This window comes from Kribbella sp. C-35, from assembly GCF_046549195.1.
Classification (GTDB): domain Bacteria; phylum Actinomycetota; class Actinomycetes; order Propionibacteriales; family Kribbellaceae; genus Kribbella.
Window position 1 is genome coordinate 719,018 of record NZ_JAJPWG010000003.1, and the last position, 19,655, is coordinate 738,672.

Genomic DNA, 19,655 nt, shown 5'->3' on the forward strand with positions numbered 1-19,655 from the left:
TCCAGCCAAAGGGCCGTGTCAGTCGTCCGGTCGGCCGCGGAGCCGCTTCGTCTGGCCGCGGCGCTTCTTGTCGTCCAGCCGCCGCCGCACGGACCCCTTGCTCGGTTTCGTCGGCCGTCGTTTCCGGGGCGGCGGAGCGATCGCCTCCCGGATCAGCACGGCCAGCCGTTCCCGTGCGGCCTCCCGGTTGCGCCACTGCGACTTGTACTCCGACGCGGCGATCGTCACCACCCCGTCGACCAGCCGCGACTCGAGCCGCTCCAGCGCCCGCGTCTTCAGTACGTCGCTCAACGCCGACGTACTCGCCACGTCGAAGCTCAGCTCGACCCGGCTGTCCGTGGTGTTCACGGACTGCCCGCCCGGTCCGCTCGACCGTGAGAACCGCCACATCAGCTCTGCCTCGGGAATCACCACCCCGGACCGCACGGTCACTCCGCTCTCCACAGGACCTATTAGACCGGAGGAGAATCGGCAGATGGATGCCTGTGTCTTCTGCGGCCTGATCTCGGCCGACTCGGCCCGCTGGATCGCCAAGGAGGATGCGGCGGTCGCGTTCCTCCCGCTGCCCGGTGAGGAGATCGCTCCGGGCCACACGCTGGTCGTGCCGCGGCGTCACACCACCGCAGGTCTGCTGGACGCACGGCCGGACGACCTGGCTCAGGTGGTGGACCTGGCGCAGCGCATCGCGCAGAAGATGGTGGCCAAGCTCGGGGCGACCGGTGTGTGCCTGCTGAACGCCAGTGGGCCGGACTCCGGGCGCAGCGTCGACCACCTCCACCTGCACGTGGTCCCGCGGTACCCGGGTGACGGCGACGACAGCCTGCCCTGGCCGACCGGGCGCTCACGCCACCGCCTCGCTGTGGATCCGCAGGTGCTTCTCAGCACGTGAAACGGGCGGTTGAATCGCGAACAAGCCGACGTACCGTGGGTAACTGTGAGCCTGGGGCTGTGGGTACTCGTCGCGGCGGTGGTAGCCGGCGTGGGGCTCAGTGTGCTCAAGGCCTGGGTCGACGGGCGGTTTCGCGGGAAGAGCGAGGACGACGTGGAGCGGGTGACGGCCGCGGAGGTAGGCGGGGAGCTGGGCGAGCGAGCGACTCTGCTGCAGTTCTCGTCGGCGTTCTGTGCGCCGTGCCGGGTCACTCGGCGGACGCTGGCCGAGGTCGAGGCTATGGTCGACGGCGTACGCCACGTGGAGCTGGACGCCGAGTCCCACCTCGAGCTGGTACGCCGGCTGGACATCCTCCGTACGCCGACCACGCTGGTGCTCGACAGCACCGGAGCAGTGGTGAAACGCGCCAGCGGAGCGCCCCGGAAGCCGGACGTGATCGCCGCGCTGGCCGTCGCGATCGACCGCCAGCCGAGCTGACCGCGTCCGGTACGTGCCACCGGATGGCCAATGAACCGGGACGTACGCAAGACTCTCCCGGTGAGCTCCCAAGTAGCAGGTTGGTACGACGACCCTGAGGACCCGACCCAGCAGCGGTACTGGGACGGCGCCGCCTGGACGGATCAGCGTCGGCCGCAGGAGGGCCCACCCCCGTTCCAGGGGCAGTTCGGCCAGTCGAAGACGCAGGACCTCCCGAGGTACGGGCAGACCGCGGAGCACGGACAGGTGTACGGCGGCGGCGGGCCGGCGCAGTCACCGTCGCAGTTCGGCCAGCAGGCCCCGCAACAGGGCGGCTACCCGGCGTACCCGCAGAGCGGACAAGGCTTCGCTTACCAGGGGCAGAGCCGCGGGACCACACCCGACGGTCAGATGCTGTCCGGTTGGTGGCGCCGTGTCTTCGCGCGCATCATCGACTCGATCATCGCCTGGTTCATCGCCTTGCCGCTGACCGGATACTTCTACTACCAGTCCAGCAAAGTGATGAACTCGTGGATCGAGGACGTCCTGGACGCCGCCCGGGCCGGTAGTTCGACACCGGTCTCGATGCCGCCCGAGGTCTTCAAGTACGCCATCCCGGCGTCCCTGCTGGGGGCCCTGGTCGCCTTCGTCTACGAGTACCTGTTCCTGGTCGCGAAGGGCCGCACTCCTGGCAAGATGGCGACCGGCATCGCGGTCCGGCTGCGGGAGACGCCGGGCAAGCCGCCGCGCGGCGCCGTGGCGAAGCGTGGCGGTCTCGTCCTGGCCCTGAACATGGCCGGCTCGATCCCGGTCGTCGGTCTGTTCGCCTCTCTCGCGCTGCTGCTCAACTACCTCTGGCCGCTCTGGGACGACAAGAAGCAGGCGCTGCACGACAAGGTCGCCGCGACCAACGTGGTCCGGGTCTGACTCCAGAGTCCACAGTTTGATCAGTTGTCTCACGTGATGGGACCACGGGTGGCGTGCCCGCCCAGGTTCCGTAGTCTCGTTGCGTGGTTTACACGACATGGCTGACGAAGCGACGGGCAGTGGACAACTGCCGCGTCCGCTCTTCGCTGTGTCGACGCCGCTGACCAGGCGGCGTCCCGAGCGCTGCGGAACCGGTCGCTGAGCACGGTTCCGCGTACGTCGCCTCCCGCAGACCCGGGCGGGTTTCCGGCTCGACATCCTCCTTCACCGGGAGTCGTCATGTCCGAACAACAGGCGGCACAACAGGTCGATCCGCGCGGTCTCCGGTTCGCCGCCGGCGTGACCACGGTCGTCCTGGCGCTGACGCTCGTACTGAACAACCCCTGGCCGCTCGCGGTGCAAGCCGTGGTGTTCGCGATCTCGGTCGCGTTCGGCGTGAGCGCGTCGCCGTACGGGTTGCTGTTCAAGCGGCTGGTCCGGCCCCGGCTGGGCCCGCCGAAGGAGCTGGAGGACGCGGCCCCGCCGCGGTTCGCGCAGCTGGTCGGCCTCGTCTTCGCGGTCGTCGGTCTGGTCGGGTACCTGACCGGCGTCACCGTGCTGGGAGTGGTCGCCACCGGATTCGCCCTGGTCGCCGCGTTCGTGAACGCGGCCGTCGGGCTCTGCCTCGGCTGCGAGGCCTATCTGCTGATCCACCGCATTCGTACGCCAACCACCGCTACCAACTGAGAGGCAGCACACATGAGCAGGGAATCCGCGCTCGTCTCGGCCGACTGGGTCGAGGAGCACAAGAACGACGCCGGTGTCGTCCTGATCGAGGTCGACGAAGACGTCTCGGCGTACGACGCCGGCCACATCGCCGGTGCGATCAAGATCGACTGGCAGGACGATCTGCAGGACCCGGTCCGTCGCGACTTCGTCAGCAAGGAGCAGTTCGAGGCGCTGCTGTCCGACCGCGGCGTGAAGAACGACGACACGGTCGTGCTGTACGGCGGCAACAACAACTGGTTCGCGGCGTACGCGTACTGGTACTTCAAGCTCTACGGCCACGGTGACGTGAAGCTGCTCGACGGCGGCCGCAAGCGCTGGGAGCTGGACAGCCGTGAGCTGACCGACGAGGTCGTCAAGCGCGAAGCCACCGAGTACTCCGCGCAGCCGCAGAACCTGGAGATCCGCGCCTTCCGCGACGAGGTCAAGGACGCCATCGGCGTGAAGAACCTGGTCGACGTGCGCAGCCCCGACGAGTACGCCGGCCGGCTGCTCGCCCCGGCCCACCTGCCGCAGGAGCAGGCGCAGCGGGCGGGTCACATCCCGACCGCGGCCAGCATCCCGTGGAGCAAGGCGGCCAACGACGACGGCACCTTCCGCGCCGACGAGGAGCTGAAGACCCTGTACGCCGACGCCGGCGTGGACTTCGGCAAGGACACCATCGCGTACTGCCGGATCGGCGAGCGCTCGGCGCACACCTGGTTCGTGCTGCACGAGATCCTCGGCCAGCAGAACGTGAAGAACTACGACGGTTCCTGGACCGAGTGGGGTTCGCTGGTCGGCGTACCCGTTGCTCTCGGCGACGAGCCCGGGGAGGCCTGACATGTGCGGAGCGAAGCAGGGCGGACTCGACCTCAAGGGCGTGGACGTCGACAAGGAGGCCGTGATCCAGGGCCAGGTGCTGCGCGGCGAGGAGCCGGTCGGCGGCGCGTACGTGCGGCTGCTGGACTCCACTGGTGAGTTCACGGCCGAGGTGCCGACCTCGGCGACCGGGCACTTCCGGTTCTTCGCGGCGCCGGGCAGCTGGACGCTGCGCACGCTGGCCCCGAAGGCCGACCCGGTCGACCGTCAGGTGGTCGCGCAGTACGGCGAGGTCGCGGAAGTGGCCGTCACCGTCTGACCAGTCGTTCGTTACTGATGGTGCCACCACCACCCGACGGTGGCCCACCCTGAAGTAAGCACCGAGGGGCCCGGACCTTGCGCGTCCGGGCCCTTCGGCATGTCCGGAATCGCTTGCGCGGCAGGGCTTCCAGGTCATCGCAGCGGGGTTACGGGTGGTACCGGGAAATCTCGTGGAACGAGCGGCAAGGTAACGGTTTGGTCTCGGAGCGCGGTCGGCTCGTCACCTACCGCAATCGGCTGAGTTGTGTCTGTGTCCTGACCCGCACTTCGGGTCACGTCATCACTCAGGGAGGAGGGGTCAATGCGACCCCGCATCGGATACAAGAAGCTCGCTGCCGTCGGTGTTGCGGCGGTTGTCGGCGTGGCTTCTACGATTGCGCTGACGTCGGGTTCCGCGTCCGCCTCGCCGGTTTTCGGCTACAGCGGCTACGCGTACGGGACCGATGTCCAATCCGGGCTGGCGAACAGTGGCCCGCAGGTGATCAGCAAGTTCGGTTGCACCACGGACGCCAACAAGGCTGACAAGAACGACATCGCCACGGCGAACGTGAACGGGCAGGCGATCGCGCGCTCGGTGAAGACCGACACGCACAGCTTCAACAACGCCGGCGGCACCGGCGTCACCAGCAACGCGGTGGCCGCCGACATCCGCGTCGGCAACCTGCTCACGCTGACCGGCGTGAAGACCACCACCACGTCGAAGTACTCGAAGGGCCAGCTGTCCTACACCGGCAGCACCACCTTCGCGGGCGTGCGGATCGGCGCGATCTCGGTGCCGTCGCTGCTGAACCCGAAGCCGAACACCAAGGTCGCCGTACCGGGCCTGGGCTACATCGTGCTGAACCGTGTCGGCGGCGTGAAGACCGCGTCCGGCATCTACTCGTACGCGCAGGCGGTCGTGCTGCACGCGACGGTGAAGAACCAGTACATCCCGCAGGGCGTCGACGTCGCGGTGCTGAAGACCCGCGCCGAGATCTCGAAGCCGGCGACCGCACTGGTGATCGGTTCGGCGTACGGCACCAAGGCCATGGCCGACAAGCTGGTCGTCTCCGACGCCACGTCGCTTCAGACCACCTGCCAGGGCACTGAGGGCAAGACGGTCCGGGTCGCGGTCGGCGAGCTGAACATCCCGAAGGTCGCCTACGTCGGCGGTGTCTACACCACCAAGAACGGCGCCATCGGCGAGAACAAGTCCTACATCAACTTCACCTCGCACGTCGCGGGCGTGAAGGTCGGCACGCTGTCCATCGGCGCCATCGAGTCCTCGGCGTCCGCGTGGAAGACCAAGGACGGCAAGGGCGGCGTGGCGTCGTCCTCGACCATCGCCTCGATCAAGGTCGGCGGCAAGTCCTACGCCGTCCCGACCGGCGAGAACAAGACGCTGAACATCCCCGGTGTCGCCAGCCTGACCTTCAACAAGGTCATGCGGCAGAAGCGCTACATCGAGGTGGACGCGCTGGTGATCAACGTCTACAGCCTGAACACCAAGGTTGTCGTCGGTCACTCGGCCGCCGGCGTCGTCAGCTGATCGCAGCAGACACTCTCTGAGTCGAACCTCACCGACCCAGAACCCCCGGCCCCCGGATCCCGCACGGATCCGGGGGCCGGTCTGTTCCCCCCAACTTTGAGAAGCCACCGACCATTTCCGGAGCGGATTTTTGGTCGGTGGCTTCTCAAAGTTGACTTCAGGTGTCGAGGATCAGGGTTACGGGGCCGTCGTTGACCAGGGCAACGTCCATGTGGGCTCCGAAGACGCCGCGTTCGACCTTGGCGCCGAGGGATTCCAGGGCGGTGCAGAAGGAGTTGTAGAGGGGCTCGGAGACAGGGCCGGGGGCTGCGGCGTTCCAGGAGGGACGGCGGCCCTTGCGGGTGTCGGCGTACAGGGTGAACTGGCTGATGGCGAGGATCGGGGCCTGCTCGTCGGCGGCGGAGCGTTCGTCGTGAAGGATGCGGAGGGTCCAGATCTTCGCGGCCAGCGCGGCGGCCTTCTCGGGAGTGTCGTCGTGGGTGACGCCGAGCAGGATCAGCAGCCCGGGTCCTTCGATCGCCCCGACCACCTCGCCGTCCACGGTGACCGACGCCCGACTGACTCGCTGTACTACGGCTCTCATGAGGAACATCCTCTCGCGCGGGAGATCGTCCGGTCATCGGACCCTCCGACCGGAAAATATCCGTTTCCAGGCGCGATCTGGCAGGATTCGTCCATGGCGTCGACACTGATCACTGTTGCCCCCACCGGTGCCGAGACCGCGAAGGCGGACTACCCGGCGTTGCCGACCACGCTCGACGAGCTGGTCGAGACCGCGAAGCGCTGCGAGGCCGCGGGAGCGGCGATGATCCACATCCACATCCGCGACGGCGAGCACCAGCCGACGCTGGACCTCGGCCGGCTGACCGAGACCGTCGCGGCGGTCCGGGAGAACACGGCGCTGATCGTGCAGCTCTCGACAGGCGGTGCCGTCACCGATCCGTACGAGGACCGCCTCCGCGTGCTGGACGCCGTACCCGACTCCTGCTCGTTGACCATGGGCACGGTCAACTTCGGCGACGACGTGTTCATGAACCCGTGGCCATTCGTCACGCAGCTCTTCCAGCTCACCCAGGAGCGCGAGGTCGTTCCGGAGTTCGAGCTGTTCGACCTCGGGCACGTCGCCGCGCTGCACCGGCTCCTCGACAAGTACGGCCTGCCGTACGGCGGACGCGTGCACTGCGACCTGGTGATGGGCGTCCCCGGCGGCATGCCCGGTACGGCGGACGCACTCGTCGCCGCCGTCAACGCGCTCCCCGACGCCGTCACGTCCTGGTCCGCCACGGGCATCGGCCGTACGTCGTTGACGGTCGCGCTGGCCGCACTGTCGAAGGGCGGCAACCTCCGCGTCGGCATGGAGGACACGCTGACGCTGGCGAAGGGCCACCCGGTCACGCACAACGCGGAGCTCGTCGAACGCGCCGCCGCGCTGGCGACCCTCGCTCAGCGGCCGCCGATGTCGCCGGACGAGGCCCGCGACCTTCTCAAGGTGAAGAAGTAGCCGACGACGCCGCCCGCGATGATCGTTGCCTCCAGCAATAACCAGTCGCGGAGGTAGTCGCGGGGGAGGACCGTCGGGTTCACGCCCTTGCCCTGCCGCAGTAGTAGCGGCAGCGCGATCAGGCTAGTGATCCCGACGTACAGCAAGGTCGTTCGCACCGCTCCGACTGTTCGGTGCCGATCGGGCCCGGCCGACCAGCGCGTGACGAGCCACCCGATGGCGACAGTCAGCGGCACAAGCAGGAAGTCGTCGACAAGCACGGCCCCACCCAGCCAAACCGGCAACCGCACCAGGGCTGGGGTGTCGACGGCCCGCACCAACTCCCAACCACCCCACAGGGCCATCACCACGCCGGCGACCAGTAACCCGATTCGCAACCTCATGTGATGACCTCCAGCCGATGAACCCACTTGGTCTGCAACACGCCAGGCCGGTTAGGCGCGATGATCCGCGCCGGAAACCCATGGTCCAAAGCCAGCTCGCTGCCATTGAGCCGGAGCGCCAGCAGCGTCAGCGGATCAGCGGCGAACTCCGGTGGCAGCTCACTCGTCGCGTAGAAGCCGCCCTTCTCCATCGAGACGACCCGAACGCGGGAGTGGGCCGGGGCTCCGGACAGTTCGAGCAGATCCCGGATCCGGATGCCCTCCCACCGGGCGCCTTGACTCCATCCCTCGACGCAGGCGATCGGCAGCTTGGAGCGGCTCTGCGGCAAGGCCCGTAGTTCGTCCAGCGAGTAGGAGAGCTGCTGCGGTCCCGTGATCATGAAGCGCCAGTTCTCGTCGATTCCGGTGACGCCGGCCGCTTCCGCCGTACGGTTCACCGGCAGTCCCTGTGGTCCGATGTTCGGCTTCCGCGGGGCCAGTACGGCGACGGGACCGAACGCCGGGGCCGATTGGCCGACCGACGTGATGCCGACGAGCGTCGCCGCACCCGCCACGGTCCGAAACAGCCCGCGCCGGGTGAGCCCGGTGATTGCCGGCGGCAAAGAGTCCGGCACCTTCTCGGCCGTACGCCGCCAGTTCGCGCGGATCAGCGGGAGCTTGACGGCGAGGTGGACCAGGAGGGCGCCGACGATGATCCACGCCAGCGCGTAGTGCGTCTGCCGGAACGGGAACGGCCAGGGGTACCACTGCAGGGTGTTGAGGAAGCCGGTGAACAGCTCGAGAGCCATCGCCGAAACCAGCACCAGGATCGACGCGCGCTCGAGCATCGTCGCGAGCGCCTGCCGGCTCGGTGGCCACGGCGGCTTCGCGAACAGCTTCGGGTAGACCGTCCACAACTTCGCCAGCAGCAGCGGGACCGCCACGGTCCCGCTCAGCACGTGCAGTCCCTGAGTCACGCGGTACAGCGAGGCCGGGCGGCTGGGGATCGGCAGCCAGCTCGGGGTGTCCTGGACGAAGTGGCTGTAGAGACCGGTCAGGAAGCAGATCGTCACGGCGGTCGCGAGCCAGCGGCCGATGACCGTCGCCACCCGCGGGTGGTGCAGCGGCGACGGGAACGACTTCTCCGTCGGTGGTGCCGGGAGCTTCATGTTTCTACTACAACCCAGCGGGAGACGTGTGGACGGCGTACTGCGGTTACTGCTCGCGAACGGCGTACCCGGAACCAGTTATCCACAGGTCTGCGTCTGTACCCGAGTTGGTGGCACCGGTCGGGGCATACTCTGGGCAAACTTGACGGAAGGAGTGTGGCGGAGTGAAGACGCAGGAGCGGTCGTTCGACGATGACGAGCGGGCGATGGCCGATCTGGCCGAGGTCGTCGACTGGCGACCGATCTGGGGGCCGCCGGCCACCGGCATGGACGCGATCCGTGCCCTGGTCAACCGCGTCACCGACGCCACCGGCTGGCTTCCCTGGGCACCGGGAAACATCGATCCTGATCGGTACACCTGGGGCCTGGTCACCCAGCGCGAGACGGTGATGCTCGTGCTGCCCGACGCCGTGCTGCCGGAGTCGCCGCGGAGCGGCTGGTCGGCGTACGAGATCGGTGAGTCGGAGCTGCCGCAGGCCGAAGAAGGCCTCGACGCGCACTGGCCGGGCCAGCTCGAGATCGCCCGCCGCTACTGGGGTCCGCCGGTGTACGTCGGGCCCGGCGACGACCTGCGCATTCCGCCGGAGTGGCGCGGCCGCCGGCGGCACTTGGCCGTCTGGCTCCGACCGGGAGCCGAGTTCCACCTGTATGCGTCCCAGCCGGGACCGGGCGAAACCGCCGCCGGTTTCGGGTACTCCGTCTATGCGAGCGAGGTGGACTGATGTCCATGACAGGTGACGAAGCCACCGACGAAGTCACCCAGGCTCTGCTCCGCGGGTTCCGGCAGATGAAGCGGATGGCACGTGGCGGGCTTCGGCAGGTCCAGGCGCTGCTCAGCCGCTACAAGCGCCATCGCGTCGGGGTCGAGCACGGACTGTCCCAGGGACGGTGGGACCCCGAGACCGATCGGCTGATGCAGCGGTCCGACGGGCCCGACCGCACCCGCGACATCGAGCGCGCGGCCGAGCTGTCCGAACGGAACGACGCCCTCGGGCAGCAGATTCGCGACACCGAGGCCCGGAACCGCGACCTGCGGGAGCGGAGCGAGAACCTCCGGGCGGAGAACGACGCCGCCAACGAACGAACCCGGGACGCGGAGGCCGAGCGGAACAACGACCGCGACGGCGACGGCATCCCCAACGACGACGTCAGGGAACTGACCGATGTCGACAACGACCGCATCCCCGATACGCGGGAGCGCGATATCGAGAACGACCAGCAGAACGACAACACCACCGCGGACGCGGACGCGGACCGGCGGCGACAGGAAGAGCAGGCGCGGGCGGACAACGACCGGCGGAATCGGGAAGAGCCGGAGAACCAGCAGAACCGCGAGGACGGCATCGACCCGCTCACCGCCGGGACGGCTGTCGGCGCGGCGGCCGCGGCCGACGAGATCGCCGACGAACAGGACGAACGGAACGCCGACGACCGGCAGGAGAACGCCGACGCGGACCGCGAGACGACGGTCGACGCGGACAACGCCGTGGACGACCGGTCGACCGACGCGGACAACGCGGTAGATGACCGGTCGGCGGAGGCGGACAACGACCGCCAGACCGACCTCACCGCGGAGCAGGACGGCGTCGACCCGCACGTGGCCGAAGAGGGTGCCCTCGACGCGAACGACCGGCTCAACGAGAACGACGGTCAGCAGACGGACCCCGCGCTCGACGCCGACGGTCAGCCGAAGGTCGACGCGGAGAACGCGGCGGAAGACCCGTCGGCCGAGGCGGACAACGGGCGCCAGGCGGAGCCTGCCGCGGAGCAGGAGGGCGTCGACCCGTACGTGGCCGAAGAGGGTGCGCTCGACAACGACGAGCGGTTCCAGCAGACCGACCTCGCGCAGGAAGGGCAGGACTCTGCTCTCGACGGGGACGAGTTGGACGGTTCGGACCTGGACGAGCCGGGGCTGGACGCGAACGACGGGCAGCAGACCGACGTCAGCGCGGACCAGGAACGGGTGAGCCCGTACGTTGCCGAGGAGACCGGAGTCGACAAAGACCTGCAGAACGACGGCACCGAGCTGGGGCAGGACGGCCGACAGGTCGACCCGCAGCAGGTGGAGGCTTCTGGGCAGGGGGTGGAGGCGGGTCAGGACGGCGCGCAGCCTCCGCAGCCGAAGGGGCCGAACACGCAGCAGATCGCCAACGCCTCGCAGACGGCCGTCGACGAGACCGCGGGACTTGGTCAGGAGGACGGCCAGAGCGGCCAGACCGAGGGCCCTTCGACCAGCCAAGCCCAGGGCACGCAATGGCGTCCGCCGGAGCAGGCCGCGGAGGACCCGGCGATCGCCGAGGCCAAGGGTCAGAAGAACGGCAGGCCGAGCGGCCCCGGCCCGGAGCTCCCGCCCGACGAGAAGGCGACGTTCGACCACGTTCGGACGGACCAGAAGCCCCTCACCGCCGTCAAGGTCGAAGGCGGAGGTGTCGCCACCAGCGAGCGCCCCGGTACCCCGGCTGCGCAGCGCGGCCAGGACCGCGACCGCGGCGGCCGCGGCAACGACGGCCGAGGCGGCGACGGCGGCCGCGAACGCTGACCCCCACACCACACGACTACTGACCGGCGTCCGCTCCTTGCGGGTGCCGGTCAGTAGACGATTGCTTGGGTGTTTTCGGTGAGGATTTCTTCGGTGAAGGCGGGGGCGCCGGCTACGCGGGTGCCGGGGCGGAGGTCGGAGTCGGTGAGGTCGCGGCGCTTGGCGCACTGGGTGCAGACGGTGAGTTGACCGCCTTCGAGGACCGCGGTGAGCAGGTCGGCGAGGGGTGCCGCGTGCGGGAGTTCGAAGGTTTCGGCGCGCCCGGGTACGGCGAACCACACGGCCTCACCGGTCAGCCACAGGGAAACCGTGGCACCGGCCGCGACCGCGGTGGCGGCGACAGTGAAGGCCTGGTTGGCGCGCTCGGGTTCCTCGGCGCCTGCAGTCAGTTTGATCACCAAGGTGCGGGACATCACGCCACCGTAGCCGAAACCGCCGTACCCATCCTCTAGACTGACCAACGTGCTGCACGTCGTCTTCACCACGCTGCTGGTCCTGGTCTGTGTGTTCATGGGCTGGTTCTCGGCGTTCGTCGTCTACCGGCTGTATCGCGGCCGTAGTGCGAACTGAGTGACCCCATGGCGTTCGAGATCCCGCAGGACCTGCACCCGGACGTGATGCCGCTCGCGTGGCTGATCGGTCGCTGGGAGGGCCGCGGGCACGGCGACTACCCGACCATCGAGAAGTTCGAGTTCGGGCAGCAGATCGACTTCACCCATAACGGCAAGCCGTACCTGCACTACGTCAGCCAGACGTTCGTGGTCGGCGAGGACGGCACCAAGGAGCGTCCGCTCGCCGTCGAGACCGGGTTCTGGCGCCCGCAGCCGGACAACAAGGTCGAGGTCATCCTCGCGCACCCGACCGGCTTCGCCGAGATCTGGTACGGCGATATCGACGGCGCGAAGATCGAGCTGCAGACCGACGTGGTGGCCCGCACCGTCTCGGCCAAGGAAGTCACCGCCGGCCACCGCCTCTACGGCCTCGTCAACGGCGAGCTCCTCTGGGCCTACGACATGGCCGCCGAAGGCCAGGCCCTGCAGCCCCACCTCTGGGCGACCCTCGTCCGGTCCTAACTCTCGGATACCCAGGAGTACTCGACTTTCGGGCGGCCGCTGCGGCCGTCGTAGCGTTGTGTGCGGAGTGCCTGGCCCTGGTCGGCGAGGTGTTCCAGGTAGCGGCGGGCGGTGATCCGCGAGGTGCCGAGCGACGTCGCCACTTCCTCCGCGGTCCATCCCTCGCGGTCCGCGAGGAGCTGTACGACGCGGTCCAGCACACCCCCGGCGAGACCCTTCGGCACCGACGAGACCGTTGCCGGACGCAACAGACGGTCCACCTCGTCCTGATCCGCGACGACCTGGCCGGCTTCGGCGGCGCGGCGCTGGCGGGCGTACGCCGACAACCGGTCGCGCAATGTCTCGAAGGCAAATGGTTTCAGCACGTACTGAACGACCCCGATCCGCGCGGCCGCCTGCACCGCCGCGACCTCGCGCGCCGACGTCACCGCGACCACGTCCGTTTGGTTGCCGAGGGCGCGCATTCGGCGGACCACGTCCAGCCCGTGACCATCGGGCAGGTGCATGTCGAGCAGCACCACGTCGACATCGCCCCGCGCAAGCACCTGCAGCGCGCGCCCCGCAGTACCGGCGATTCCGGCGCAGGTGAAGCCGGGCAGACGCTCGACGTACGTGCGATGTGCTTCCGCGGCGACGGGATCGTCCTCGACGACGAGTACGCGTAGGTCAGGCACTCGCGCCCACCGCCCGCGGCAACCGCACCCGCACGGTCAGCGCCGGTACTTCGTCCAGCTCGGAGTCCGGATCGACCATCAGCGAACCCTGCCACCGCTCGACCGTGCTCCGCACCAGCACGAGCCCCAACCCGTGCCCCGGCTCCGCCTTGGTCGTCCACCCGCGCTCGAACATGTGCGCCAACTCCACCGACCCCAACTCGGCACCCGTGTTCGTCACGATCAGGTCCACGGCCTCCGCGGTCGTCGCCGCCCGGAACTCGACCTTCCGCGGCGCCGGTCCACCCCGCGCGGCCTCGATCGCGTTGTCCAGCAGGTTCCCGACCACGGTCACCACGTCCTGCGCCGGCAGCCGCGTGTTCAGCGTCTCGTGCCCGAGATCGAGGGTCAGTACGACGCCACGCTCCTGCGCCTGCGACAACTTCGCCAGCAACAGCGACGCCAGCACTGGATCGCCGACCGTACCCACGACCCGATCCGTCATCGCCTGTGCGAACTGCAGCTCCGACACCGCGAACTCCCGCGCCCGTTCCGGCTTCCCGATCTCGATCAGGCTGACCACGGTGTGCAGCCGATTCGAGGCCTCATGATTCTGTGCCTGCAGCGATTCCGCCAAACTCCGTACGGCGTCCAGCTCGCCGAGAAGCCGCTGCAGCTGGGTGTGGTCGCGCAAGGTGACGATCCGCCCGCGCCCGGACGGCTGCTGGTTCACGACCACGACCCCGCGCGCGCCGAGGTGCAGCTCGTCGTACGCCGTCCGTCCGGTCGCGAGCAGCTCGGCCAGGGGAGCGCCGAGGCGGAGCTCCTCCAACGGCGTACCGGGAACCACGGAGCGCAACCCGAGCAGGGCCAGCGCCTCGTCGTTCGCGAGCTGCACCCGGCCGTCGAGGTCGAGCAGGATCAGCCCTTCGCGCGCCGCGTGCAGGACGCCTTCGTAGAAGTCGAGCATCCGGGCCAGCGACTGCGTTCCGACGCCGCGCGTGGCCCGCCGTACCCGCCAGGTGACGAGTGCGTTGCCGGCGATCGCGACCCCGAGCATCAGGCTGGCGATGCCGAGCATCGAGCGCACGTCCAGCCGGACCAGCTCCCACCAGCTCGGTGTGGCCAGGCCGGTCGCCGCCGCGTCCCGGATCGCCTGGGCGCGCGATCGGCTGATCATCACGATCCACGCCATCGCGATCAGGACCAGGACCGTGACCGTCTGTATCCAGAGCACCTGGCGGCGCAGCTCCCACGGTCGGCCCCTCATGACGAACAGTTTGCACCGCGAACGATATGAACGAAATGCGCGCTTCTCCTGTGCGTCACGTCACAGTTACCCGAAACACCCCTCCGCCAGGCCGATACAGGGAGTCCCGACCATGTCGAGCCCGACCGAACCCCGCCCGACTCCGGTGCGCAACGACCGGACCCATTTCCTCTACATTGCCGTCATCGTCGCCGTCGCACTCGGCATCGGTGTCGGTCTGCTGTTCCCGGACTTCGCCGTCGAGCTGAAACCGCTCGGCACCGGATTCGTGAACCTGATCAAGATGATGATCAGCCCGATCATCTTCTGCACGCTGGTGCTCGGCATCGGCTCGGTCCGGAAGGCCGCCCGGGTCGGCCGGGTCGGCGGTCTCGCGCTCGTCTACTTCCTGGTGATGTCGACGGTCGCACTCGGAATCGGCTTGGTGGTCGGCAACCTGATCCACCCGGGCTCCGGGCTGAACCTGACCGAGAAGCTGCGTGAGTCGGGCCAGAAGCAGGCGGCCGGCGCGCATGCGAGTACGTCGGACTTCCTGCTCGGCATCATCCCGAAGACGATCGTCTCCTCGCTGACCGAGGGGCAGGTGCTGCAGACGGTGTTCGTGGCGCTGCTGGTCGGCTTCGCGCTGCAGGCGATGGGCTCCAAGGGCCAGCCGATCCTGGATGGCATCGGCCACATCCAGCGCCTGGTGTTCAAGGTGCTGTCGATGATCATGTGGGTGGCGCCGATCGGTGCCTTCGGTGCGATCGCGAACGTCGTCGGTGCGACGGGCACGGACGCCCTGGTCAGCCTGGGCAAGATCATGCTGGCGTTCTACATCACCTGTCTGATCTTCGTGCTGGTCGTCCTCGGCACTCTGCTCCGAGTGGTCACCGGGATCTCCATCTTCCAGCTGTTGCGCTACCTCGGCCGTGAGTTCCTGCTGATCGTGTCCACGTCGTCGTCGGAATCCGCGCTGCCCCGGCTGATCGGCAAGATGGAACACCTCGGCGTGGACAAGTCCGTGGTCGGTATCACGGTGCCGACCGGGTACTCCTTCAACCTCGACGGCACGGCGATCTACCTGACGATGGCGTCGCTGTTCATCGCGGAGGCGATGGACACGCCGTTCTCGCTCGGCCAGCAGATCTCCCTGCTGCTGTTCATGATCGTCGCGTCGAAGGGCGCCGCCGGGGTCACCGGTGCAGGCCTGGCGACCTTGGCCGGCGGTCTGCAGTCGCACCGGCCGGAGCTGGTCGACGGCGTCGGTCTGATCGTCGGCATCGACCGGTTCATGTCCGAGGCCCGGGCGCTGACGAACTTCGCCGGCAACGCGGTCGCGACCGTCCTGGTCGGGCACTGGGTCGGCGAGTTCGACAAGAACCAGGCCGAGCAGGTGTTCGCCGGCAACGACCCGTTCGACGAGGCCGCCTTCGCCGCCGGTGACACCCACGCCGGCGACGCCCCGGCCGCCGTCGAAGCGCGCCAGTCCGACCGCTAGACCATCCCCACCCCTCCCAAGCGCTCCCCGCCGGCCCACAGACCGGCGGGCAGCGCGCTGTTCTTTGTGCCCCGATCAACCACCGGCCGGCTTCCTTGAGCACCCGTCAACCATTTGCGGACCGGATTTTTGGTTGATCGGTGCTCAAAGTCGGCGGGCGGCGCTTTCCTACTTGCCGTCCAGGAGTTCGATGACGGGGGCGAAGTCCTCGAGGTAGCCGGAGTTGACGCTGATGTAGCTGGCGCCGATCTGGTCGCGGCGGCGCAGGAGTTCGTCGGCCATCTCCTGCGGAGTGCCGCGGAGCAGCATCAGCGAGTCCATCGCCTCGAGCTGGTCGGGGTCGACGCCCGAGGCTCGCTTGGTCCAGGGCGGCAGCGGACGGGTGCCGGCGGCGAGCAGGTTCATCGCGAGCTCGATGTCGTCGGCGCGGGACCCGGCCAGCTCACGCAACTCGCGCGCGACGGCCGCAACCTCCGAGCGAGGAGTGGTCGCGTCTTTGGCCAGCGAGACGATGTCGGCCCGCTCGGCCGCGAGCGCACGCGCCTTCGGTCCGCCGGCGGCCAGCATGATCGGCGTACGGCGCTCGCCGTCGAGCTCGCGCAGCAGGTCGAGGGTCTCGATGACCTGCTCGCGCCGCTCCCGGGCCGTTCCCCACCGCAGGCCGACCTCGGCCGTCTGCTGCTCCGCGACCGGACGCCCGGTCCCGATACCGAACTCGAACCGCTCGTCGGTGAGTACGGTCAGGGTGTGCGCCTCCCAGGCGGCCTGTCGCGGCGTCCGCAGCGGCGCGGCCGCGACGAAGGTGCCGACCCGGATATCGGCGACCGCTGCCGCCATCGCCAGCGAGGCGAACGGCGCGGGGAGCTGCAGCCCGTCCGGCATCAGCACGGTCTGGAACCCGAGGTCCGCCGCCTGCCGGACCGTCTTCACCCACTCCTCACCGGTCGTCGGACTTCCCGCCACACCGAACCGGAACTGCCTCGCGTTCATCGCCCTGCTCCCTCCGTCTGTTTGGTGACTCCAGACTCGCCGTAGACCGGGTCTGTCCACATCCCACGACGGGAGGCGTTCGCCGTACGCCGACCGACGTACTCTGGTGACATGTCACGTATGCGCAGCCCCCTGCTGGACCGGCCCGGCGCGGTCGAGGCCGACGGATTCGATGCCGGCGTCGCGGCGCACTACGGCTCGGATCTGCGCGAGCAGCGGGCCCTGGTCGCGGGTGAGGCGTTCGTCGACCTGTCGCACCGCGACGTGGTCACGATCACCGGTCCGGACCGGTTGACCTGGCTGCATGCGCTGACGACGCAGTACTTCGAAGGCCTCAAACCCGGTACGTCGACGACCGCGCTCCTGCTGTCTCCGACCGGGCATGTCGAGCATGTGATGTACGGCGTCGACGACGGCGAGACGTTCTGGCTGCACACCGAGCCGGGCGCGGCGGCCGCGTTGGTGGAGTGGCTGCAGAAGATGGTGTTCATGTCCCGCGTCGAGATCACGGACGTGACCGACGACTACGCGATCATCTGGCGTCCCGGCACTGCGGAGGGCGAGCACCTGACGCGCAGCGGTGATGACTCGCTCGGTGGGCACGAGGTGTTCCTGCCGCGGGCCGAGCTGGCCGGTTTGGAGGGCGCCGCGGCCGGGATCTGGGCGTACGAGGCGCTCCGGATCGAGGCGGGCGCCCCGCGGTTCGGGCTCGACACGGACGAGCGCGCGATCCCGAACGAGCTCGGATGGCTCGGCGTCGGCGTACATCTGGACAAGGGCTGCTACCGCGGCCAGGAGACCGTCGCGCGGGTCCACAACCTCGGCCGCCCGCCGCGCCGCATCGTCCGCCTGCTGCTCGACGGCTCCGTCGACCACCTGCCGGCGCACGGGTACGCCGTCCGCGCGGGCGAGAAGCAGGTCGGCGTCATCGGCTCCGCGGCCCGCCACCACGAGCTCGGCCCGATCGCACTCGCCCTGGTCAAGCGCAACGTCGACCCCACCGCCGTGCTCGACATCGTGGCCGAAGACCAGCCCACGGTGACTGCCACCCAGGACCTCCTGGTCGACCCCGAGGTCGGGCTGCACGTGCGCTCCCGGTTGTGAGCGGAATCATTCGCAACACGGCGTTTTGCACCTGTACAGTTCAGCCGTGACCGAACCTGTGATCCTGGCCGACGTCGTCCGGAGCGACTTCGTCGAAGGCCACCACCGCGGCTCCGTCGTGGTGACGAACCCCGACGGCTCTGTCGACTGGTCAGCCGGCATCGTGGACCAGCCGATGTTCCCGCGCTCGTCCAACAAGCCGATGCAGTCTCTCGGCATGCTCCGCAACGGTCTCCCACTGACCGACAAGCTGCTCGCCCTCTCGGGTGCATCGCACTCCGGCGAGCAGTTCCACGTGGACGGCGTACGGCAGATCCTGGCGACGGCCGGCCTCGACGAGACTGCGCTGCAGACGCCGGTCGCGTACCCGCTGGACGACGACACCCGGGATGCCTGGGTCAAGGCGGGGCACGGCAAGGAGCGGATCGTGATGAACTGCTCCGGCAAGCACGCCGCCATGCTGCTGACCTGCACGCTCAACGACTGGGATCTCGAGACCTACCGCTCGCCGGATCACCCGCTGCAGAAGGAGATCCGCAGCGCGATCGAGGACACGGCGGCGGAGAAGGTCTCGTACGTCGCGATCGACGGCTGCGGCGCCCCGATCTTCGCGCTCACGCTCTCCGGCCTGGCCCGCTCGTTCGGCCTGTTTGCGGCTGCGGCCACGGATACCCAGGAGGGCCGGATCGCCCAGGCGTTCCGGACGTACCCCGAGTACGCCAGTGGGAGTACGCGCGACGAGGCCGAGCTGATGCGAGCCGTCAACGGCCTGTTCTGCAAGGCCGGAGCCGAGGGCGTGTACGCCGTCGGTCTCGCGGACGGCACCGGCATCGCGCTGAAGCTCGAGGACGGTACGCCGCGCGCCCGCAGGGTCGTGATGGCGGCGACCCTCCAGCGTCTCGGCATCACGAACGAGACGATCGAGAACCACCTCCACTTCGACCTCACCGGCGGAGACAACGTGGTCGGCGCAGTCCAGCCACACGCACCGACCTTCAGCTGACCAGCGGCTGGGTCGGCGTGACTGTGCGGGCGTGGAGTACGACGTCGAACCAGTCGGCCGGTGCGGGCGGCATCGTGAGCGGGCCGAGCGTCGTACCGTGGTCGAACGTGCAGCCGATGGAGCGGTAGCGGTCGCCGTACCAAGCGCGGAGGTACGAGCCGGCGCTGCGGAAGGCGACGGGTGGTTCGCTGACCCGCAGGCGCGGGGCGTTGGCGGTGTGCGCGCTGGCCGCCCAGTAGATCACCTTGTTGCGAGTGAAGCTGTGCCACCAGCGGACGTTCTCCGCCACACGGGCATCGCGGTACACCCAGTTCTGATCTTCGGGCAGGCTGAATGCCGTGTAGAACGAGCGGATCTGGCGCGCGTCTTGCTCGGTGATCGCGTAGTCGCGGTCGTTCGGCCGGTGCGGTAGGTCGCGCACCAGCGAGTAGACGGCGCGGGCCTTGGCGACGTACGGCGCTTTGTCCTTGACCTCTTGCCAGTACCACCGGACGAGAGACGGCGGGTCGAGAAGTACTCCGAAACCGGCGAACCGGACCTTGTCGCGATGCGTGGCGTTGTGCGCGCGGAGGTACTCGAAGAGCTCGGCGATCTCGTGCGTGCGGGCCTCGGTGCTCAGCTGGCGTTGCCAGGATTCAGGTCGGTGATCGGCCTGGCGTTCTGCGAGATCCAGCGGGTGATCGAGTTGCCCATTGCGTAGGCGGTGGTGCCGCTAAGGCTGACTGCCGCGAGTGCCGACCCGGATAGCAGCGTTCTGCGAGAGATGGGTTCCATGCCATCCCACCCTGTCCTCCAGGCTCGGTCCGGGCATCCTCCAGCGGAGG

Annotated in this window: 24 protein-coding genes; 15 read left to right on the forward strand and 9 right to left on the reverse strand. The window is 68.8% G+C overall.

What is annotated here, in order from left to right; genetic code table 11:
• Positions 1-18: 18 nt before the first annotated feature.
• Complete coding sequence (arfB, locus tag ACLJOO_RS23350; RefSeq protein ID WP_410789955.1) at positions 19-390, reverse strand: alternative ribosome rescue aminoacyl-tRNA hydrolase ArfB; 372 nt, start codon at positions 388-390, stop codon at positions 19-21.
• Positions 391-475: 85 nt separating this feature from the next.
• Between arfB and ACLJOO_RS23355 the strand changes: the two genes are divergently transcribed.
• The 7 genes from ACLJOO_RS23355 (at position 476) to ACLJOO_RS23385 (ending at position 5,687) form a co-directional block, all read left to right on the forward strand.
• Positions 476-889 carry an HIT family protein gene (locus ACLJOO_RS23355; protein ID WP_410789409.1) on the forward strand — a complete coding sequence of 138 codons (414 nt, stop codon included), beginning with the start codon at positions 476-478 and terminating at the stop codon, positions 887-889.
• 45 nt (positions 890-934) lie between these two features.
• Positions 935-1,366 carry a TlpA family protein disulfide reductase gene (locus tag ACLJOO_RS23360; RefSeq protein WP_410789410.1) on the forward strand — a complete coding sequence of 144 codons (432 nt, stop codon included), beginning with the start codon at positions 935-937 and terminating at the stop codon, positions 1,364-1,366.
• A gap of 60 nt (positions 1,367-1,426) precedes the next feature.
• Complete coding sequence (locus tag ACLJOO_RS23365) at positions 1,427-2,272, forward strand: RDD family protein (protein WP_410789411.1); 846 nt, start codon at positions 1,427-1,429, stop codon at positions 2,270-2,272.
• Positions 2,273-2,551: 279 nt separating this feature from the next.
• Positions 2,552-2,998, forward strand: a complete 447-nt coding sequence (locus ACLJOO_RS23370) for a DUF4395 domain-containing protein (protein ID WP_410789412.1) — start codon at positions 2,552-2,554, stop codon at positions 2,996-2,998.
• 12 nt (positions 2,999-3,010) lie between these two features.
• Entirely contained in the window at positions 3,011-3,859 is an 849-nt protein-coding gene (locus ACLJOO_RS23375) for a sulfurtransferase (RefSeq protein ID WP_410789413.1), read from the forward strand.
• Position 3,860: 1 nt separating this feature from the next.
• A complete protein-coding gene (locus ACLJOO_RS23380; RefSeq protein ID WP_131294190.1) occupies positions 3,861-4,157 on the forward strand; it encodes a DUF1416 domain-containing protein in 297 nt (98 codons plus the stop codon).
• A 363-nt stretch (positions 4,158-4,520) separates the two neighbouring features.
• Complete coding sequence (locus ACLJOO_RS23385) at positions 4,521-5,687, forward strand: choice-of-anchor P family protein (RefSeq protein ID WP_410789414.1); 1,167 nt, start codon at positions 4,521-4,523, stop codon at positions 5,685-5,687.
• A 157-nt stretch (positions 5,688-5,844) separates the two neighbouring features.
• Here the strand turns inward: ACLJOO_RS23385 and dtd are convergent, their stop codons facing one another.
• Positions 5,845-6,270 (reverse strand): D-aminoacyl-tRNA deacylase, encoded by a 426-nt coding sequence (gene dtd, locus ACLJOO_RS23390; protein WP_410789415.1) that lies wholly within the window; start codon positions 6,268-6,270, stop codon positions 5,845-5,847.
• A 93-nt stretch (positions 6,271-6,363) separates the two neighbouring features.
• On the opposite strand from dtd, the gene ACLJOO_RS23395 reads away from it, so the two are divergent.
• On the forward strand, positions 6,364-7,188 hold the full coding sequence (locus ACLJOO_RS23395) for a 3-keto-5-aminohexanoate cleavage protein (protein WP_410789416.1): 825 nt from the start codon (positions 6,364-6,366) through the stop codon (positions 7,186-7,188).
• On the opposite strand, the gene ACLJOO_RS23400 is transcribed toward ACLJOO_RS23395, so the two are convergent.
• Both ACLJOO_RS23400 and ACLJOO_RS23405 read right to left on the reverse strand, forming a co-directional pair.
• Positions 7,131-7,571 (reverse strand): hypothetical protein, encoded by a 441-nt coding sequence (locus tag ACLJOO_RS23400; RefSeq protein ID WP_410789417.1) that lies wholly within the window; start codon positions 7,569-7,571, stop codon positions 7,131-7,133. The genes ACLJOO_RS23395 and ACLJOO_RS23400 overlap by 58 nt on opposite strands.
• Positions 7,568-8,719 (reverse strand): molybdopterin-dependent oxidoreductase, encoded by a 1,152-nt coding sequence (locus ACLJOO_RS23405; RefSeq protein ID WP_410789418.1) that lies wholly within the window; start codon positions 8,717-8,719, stop codon positions 7,568-7,570. The genes ACLJOO_RS23400 and ACLJOO_RS23405 overlap by 4 nt, the downstream gene beginning before the upstream one ends.
• Before the next feature lie 164 nt (positions 8,720-8,883).
• Here ACLJOO_RS23405 and ACLJOO_RS23410 point away from each other — a divergent pair, with 164 nt between their 5' ends.
• Both ACLJOO_RS23410 and ACLJOO_RS23415 read left to right on the forward strand, forming a co-directional pair.
• The gene (locus tag ACLJOO_RS23410; protein ID WP_410789419.1) at positions 8,884-9,441 is read left to right on the forward strand and encodes a hypothetical protein; all 558 of its coding nucleotides are present in this window, start codon (positions 8,884-8,886) and stop codon (positions 9,439-9,441) included.
• Positions 9,441-11,258 (forward strand): hypothetical protein, encoded by a 1,818-nt coding sequence (locus ACLJOO_RS23415; RefSeq protein ID WP_410789421.1) that lies wholly within the window; start codon positions 9,441-9,443, stop codon positions 11,256-11,258. Before ACLJOO_RS23410 ends, ACLJOO_RS23415 begins: the two co-directional genes overlap by 1 nt.
• Positions 11,259-11,308: 50 nt before the next feature.
• Here ACLJOO_RS23415 and ACLJOO_RS23420 read toward each other — a convergent pair whose 3' ends face one another.
• A complete protein-coding gene (locus ACLJOO_RS23420) occupies positions 11,309-11,671 on the reverse strand; it encodes a DsrE family protein (protein ID WP_410789422.1) in 363 nt (120 codons plus the stop codon).
• Positions 11,672-11,836: 165 nt separating this feature from the next.
• Here ACLJOO_RS23420 and ACLJOO_RS23425 point away from each other — a divergent pair, with 165 nt between their 5' ends.
• Entirely contained in the window at positions 11,837-12,331 is a 495-nt protein-coding gene (locus tag ACLJOO_RS23425) for an FABP family protein (protein WP_410789423.1), read from the forward strand.
• Here ACLJOO_RS23425 and ACLJOO_RS23430 read toward each other — a convergent pair.
• Together ACLJOO_RS23430 and ACLJOO_RS23435 are read right to left on the reverse strand one after the other, a co-directional pair.
• Positions 12,328-13,005, reverse strand: a complete 678-nt coding sequence (locus ACLJOO_RS23430; protein ID WP_410789424.1) for a response regulator — start codon at positions 13,003-13,005, stop codon at positions 12,328-12,330. The two genes, ACLJOO_RS23425 and ACLJOO_RS23430, sit on opposite strands and share 4 nt — an antisense overlap.
• Positions 12,998-14,254 carry a sensor histidine kinase gene (locus ACLJOO_RS23435; protein ID WP_410789425.1) on the reverse strand — a complete coding sequence of 419 codons (1,257 nt, stop codon included), beginning with the start codon at positions 14,252-14,254 and terminating at the stop codon, positions 12,998-13,000. The genes ACLJOO_RS23430 and ACLJOO_RS23435 overlap by 8 nt, the downstream gene beginning before the upstream one ends.
• A 112-nt stretch (positions 14,255-14,366) precedes the next feature.
• On the opposite strand from ACLJOO_RS23435, the gene ACLJOO_RS23440 reads away from it, so the two are divergent.
• Complete coding sequence (locus tag ACLJOO_RS23440) at positions 14,367-15,734, forward strand: cation:dicarboxylate symporter family transporter (protein WP_410789426.1); 1,368 nt, start codon at positions 14,367-14,369, stop codon at positions 15,732-15,734.
• Positions 15,735-15,902: 168 nt separating this feature from the next.
• On the opposite strand, the gene ACLJOO_RS23445 is transcribed toward ACLJOO_RS23440, so the two are convergent.
• Positions 15,903-16,724 carry an LLM class flavin-dependent oxidoreductase gene (locus tag ACLJOO_RS23445; protein ID WP_410789427.1) on the reverse strand — a complete coding sequence of 274 codons (822 nt, stop codon included), beginning with the start codon at positions 16,722-16,724 and terminating at the stop codon, positions 15,903-15,905.
• Positions 16,725-16,835: 111 nt separating this feature from the next.
• On the opposite strand from ACLJOO_RS23445, the gene ACLJOO_RS23450 reads away from it, so the two are divergent.
• Together ACLJOO_RS23450 and ACLJOO_RS23455 are read left to right on the forward strand one after the other, a co-directional pair.
• On the forward strand, positions 16,836-17,828 hold the full coding sequence (locus ACLJOO_RS23450) for a YgfZ/GcvT domain-containing protein (RefSeq protein WP_410789429.1): 993 nt from the start codon (positions 16,836-16,838) through the stop codon (positions 17,826-17,828).
• 46 nt (positions 17,829-17,874) lie between these two features.
• Complete coding sequence (locus tag ACLJOO_RS23455; protein WP_410789430.1) at positions 17,875-18,831, forward strand: asparaginase; 957 nt, start codon at positions 17,875-17,877, stop codon at positions 18,829-18,831.
• On the opposite strand, the gene ACLJOO_RS23460 is transcribed toward ACLJOO_RS23455, so the two are convergent.
• The gene (locus ACLJOO_RS23460; protein ID WP_410789956.1) at positions 18,824-19,450 is read right to left on the reverse strand and encodes an erythromycin esterase family protein; all 627 of its coding nucleotides are present in this window, start codon (positions 19,448-19,450) and stop codon (positions 18,824-18,826) included. The genes ACLJOO_RS23455 and ACLJOO_RS23460 overlap by 8 nt on opposite strands.
• Between ACLJOO_RS23460 and ACLJOO_RS23465 the strand changes: the two genes are divergently transcribed.
• Positions 19,379-19,531 (forward strand): hypothetical protein, encoded by a 153-nt coding sequence (locus tag ACLJOO_RS23465; protein ID WP_410789431.1) that lies wholly within the window; start codon positions 19,379-19,381, stop codon positions 19,529-19,531. The genes ACLJOO_RS23460 and ACLJOO_RS23465 overlap by 72 nt on opposite strands.
• Positions 19,532-19,655 lie beyond the last annotated feature (124 nt).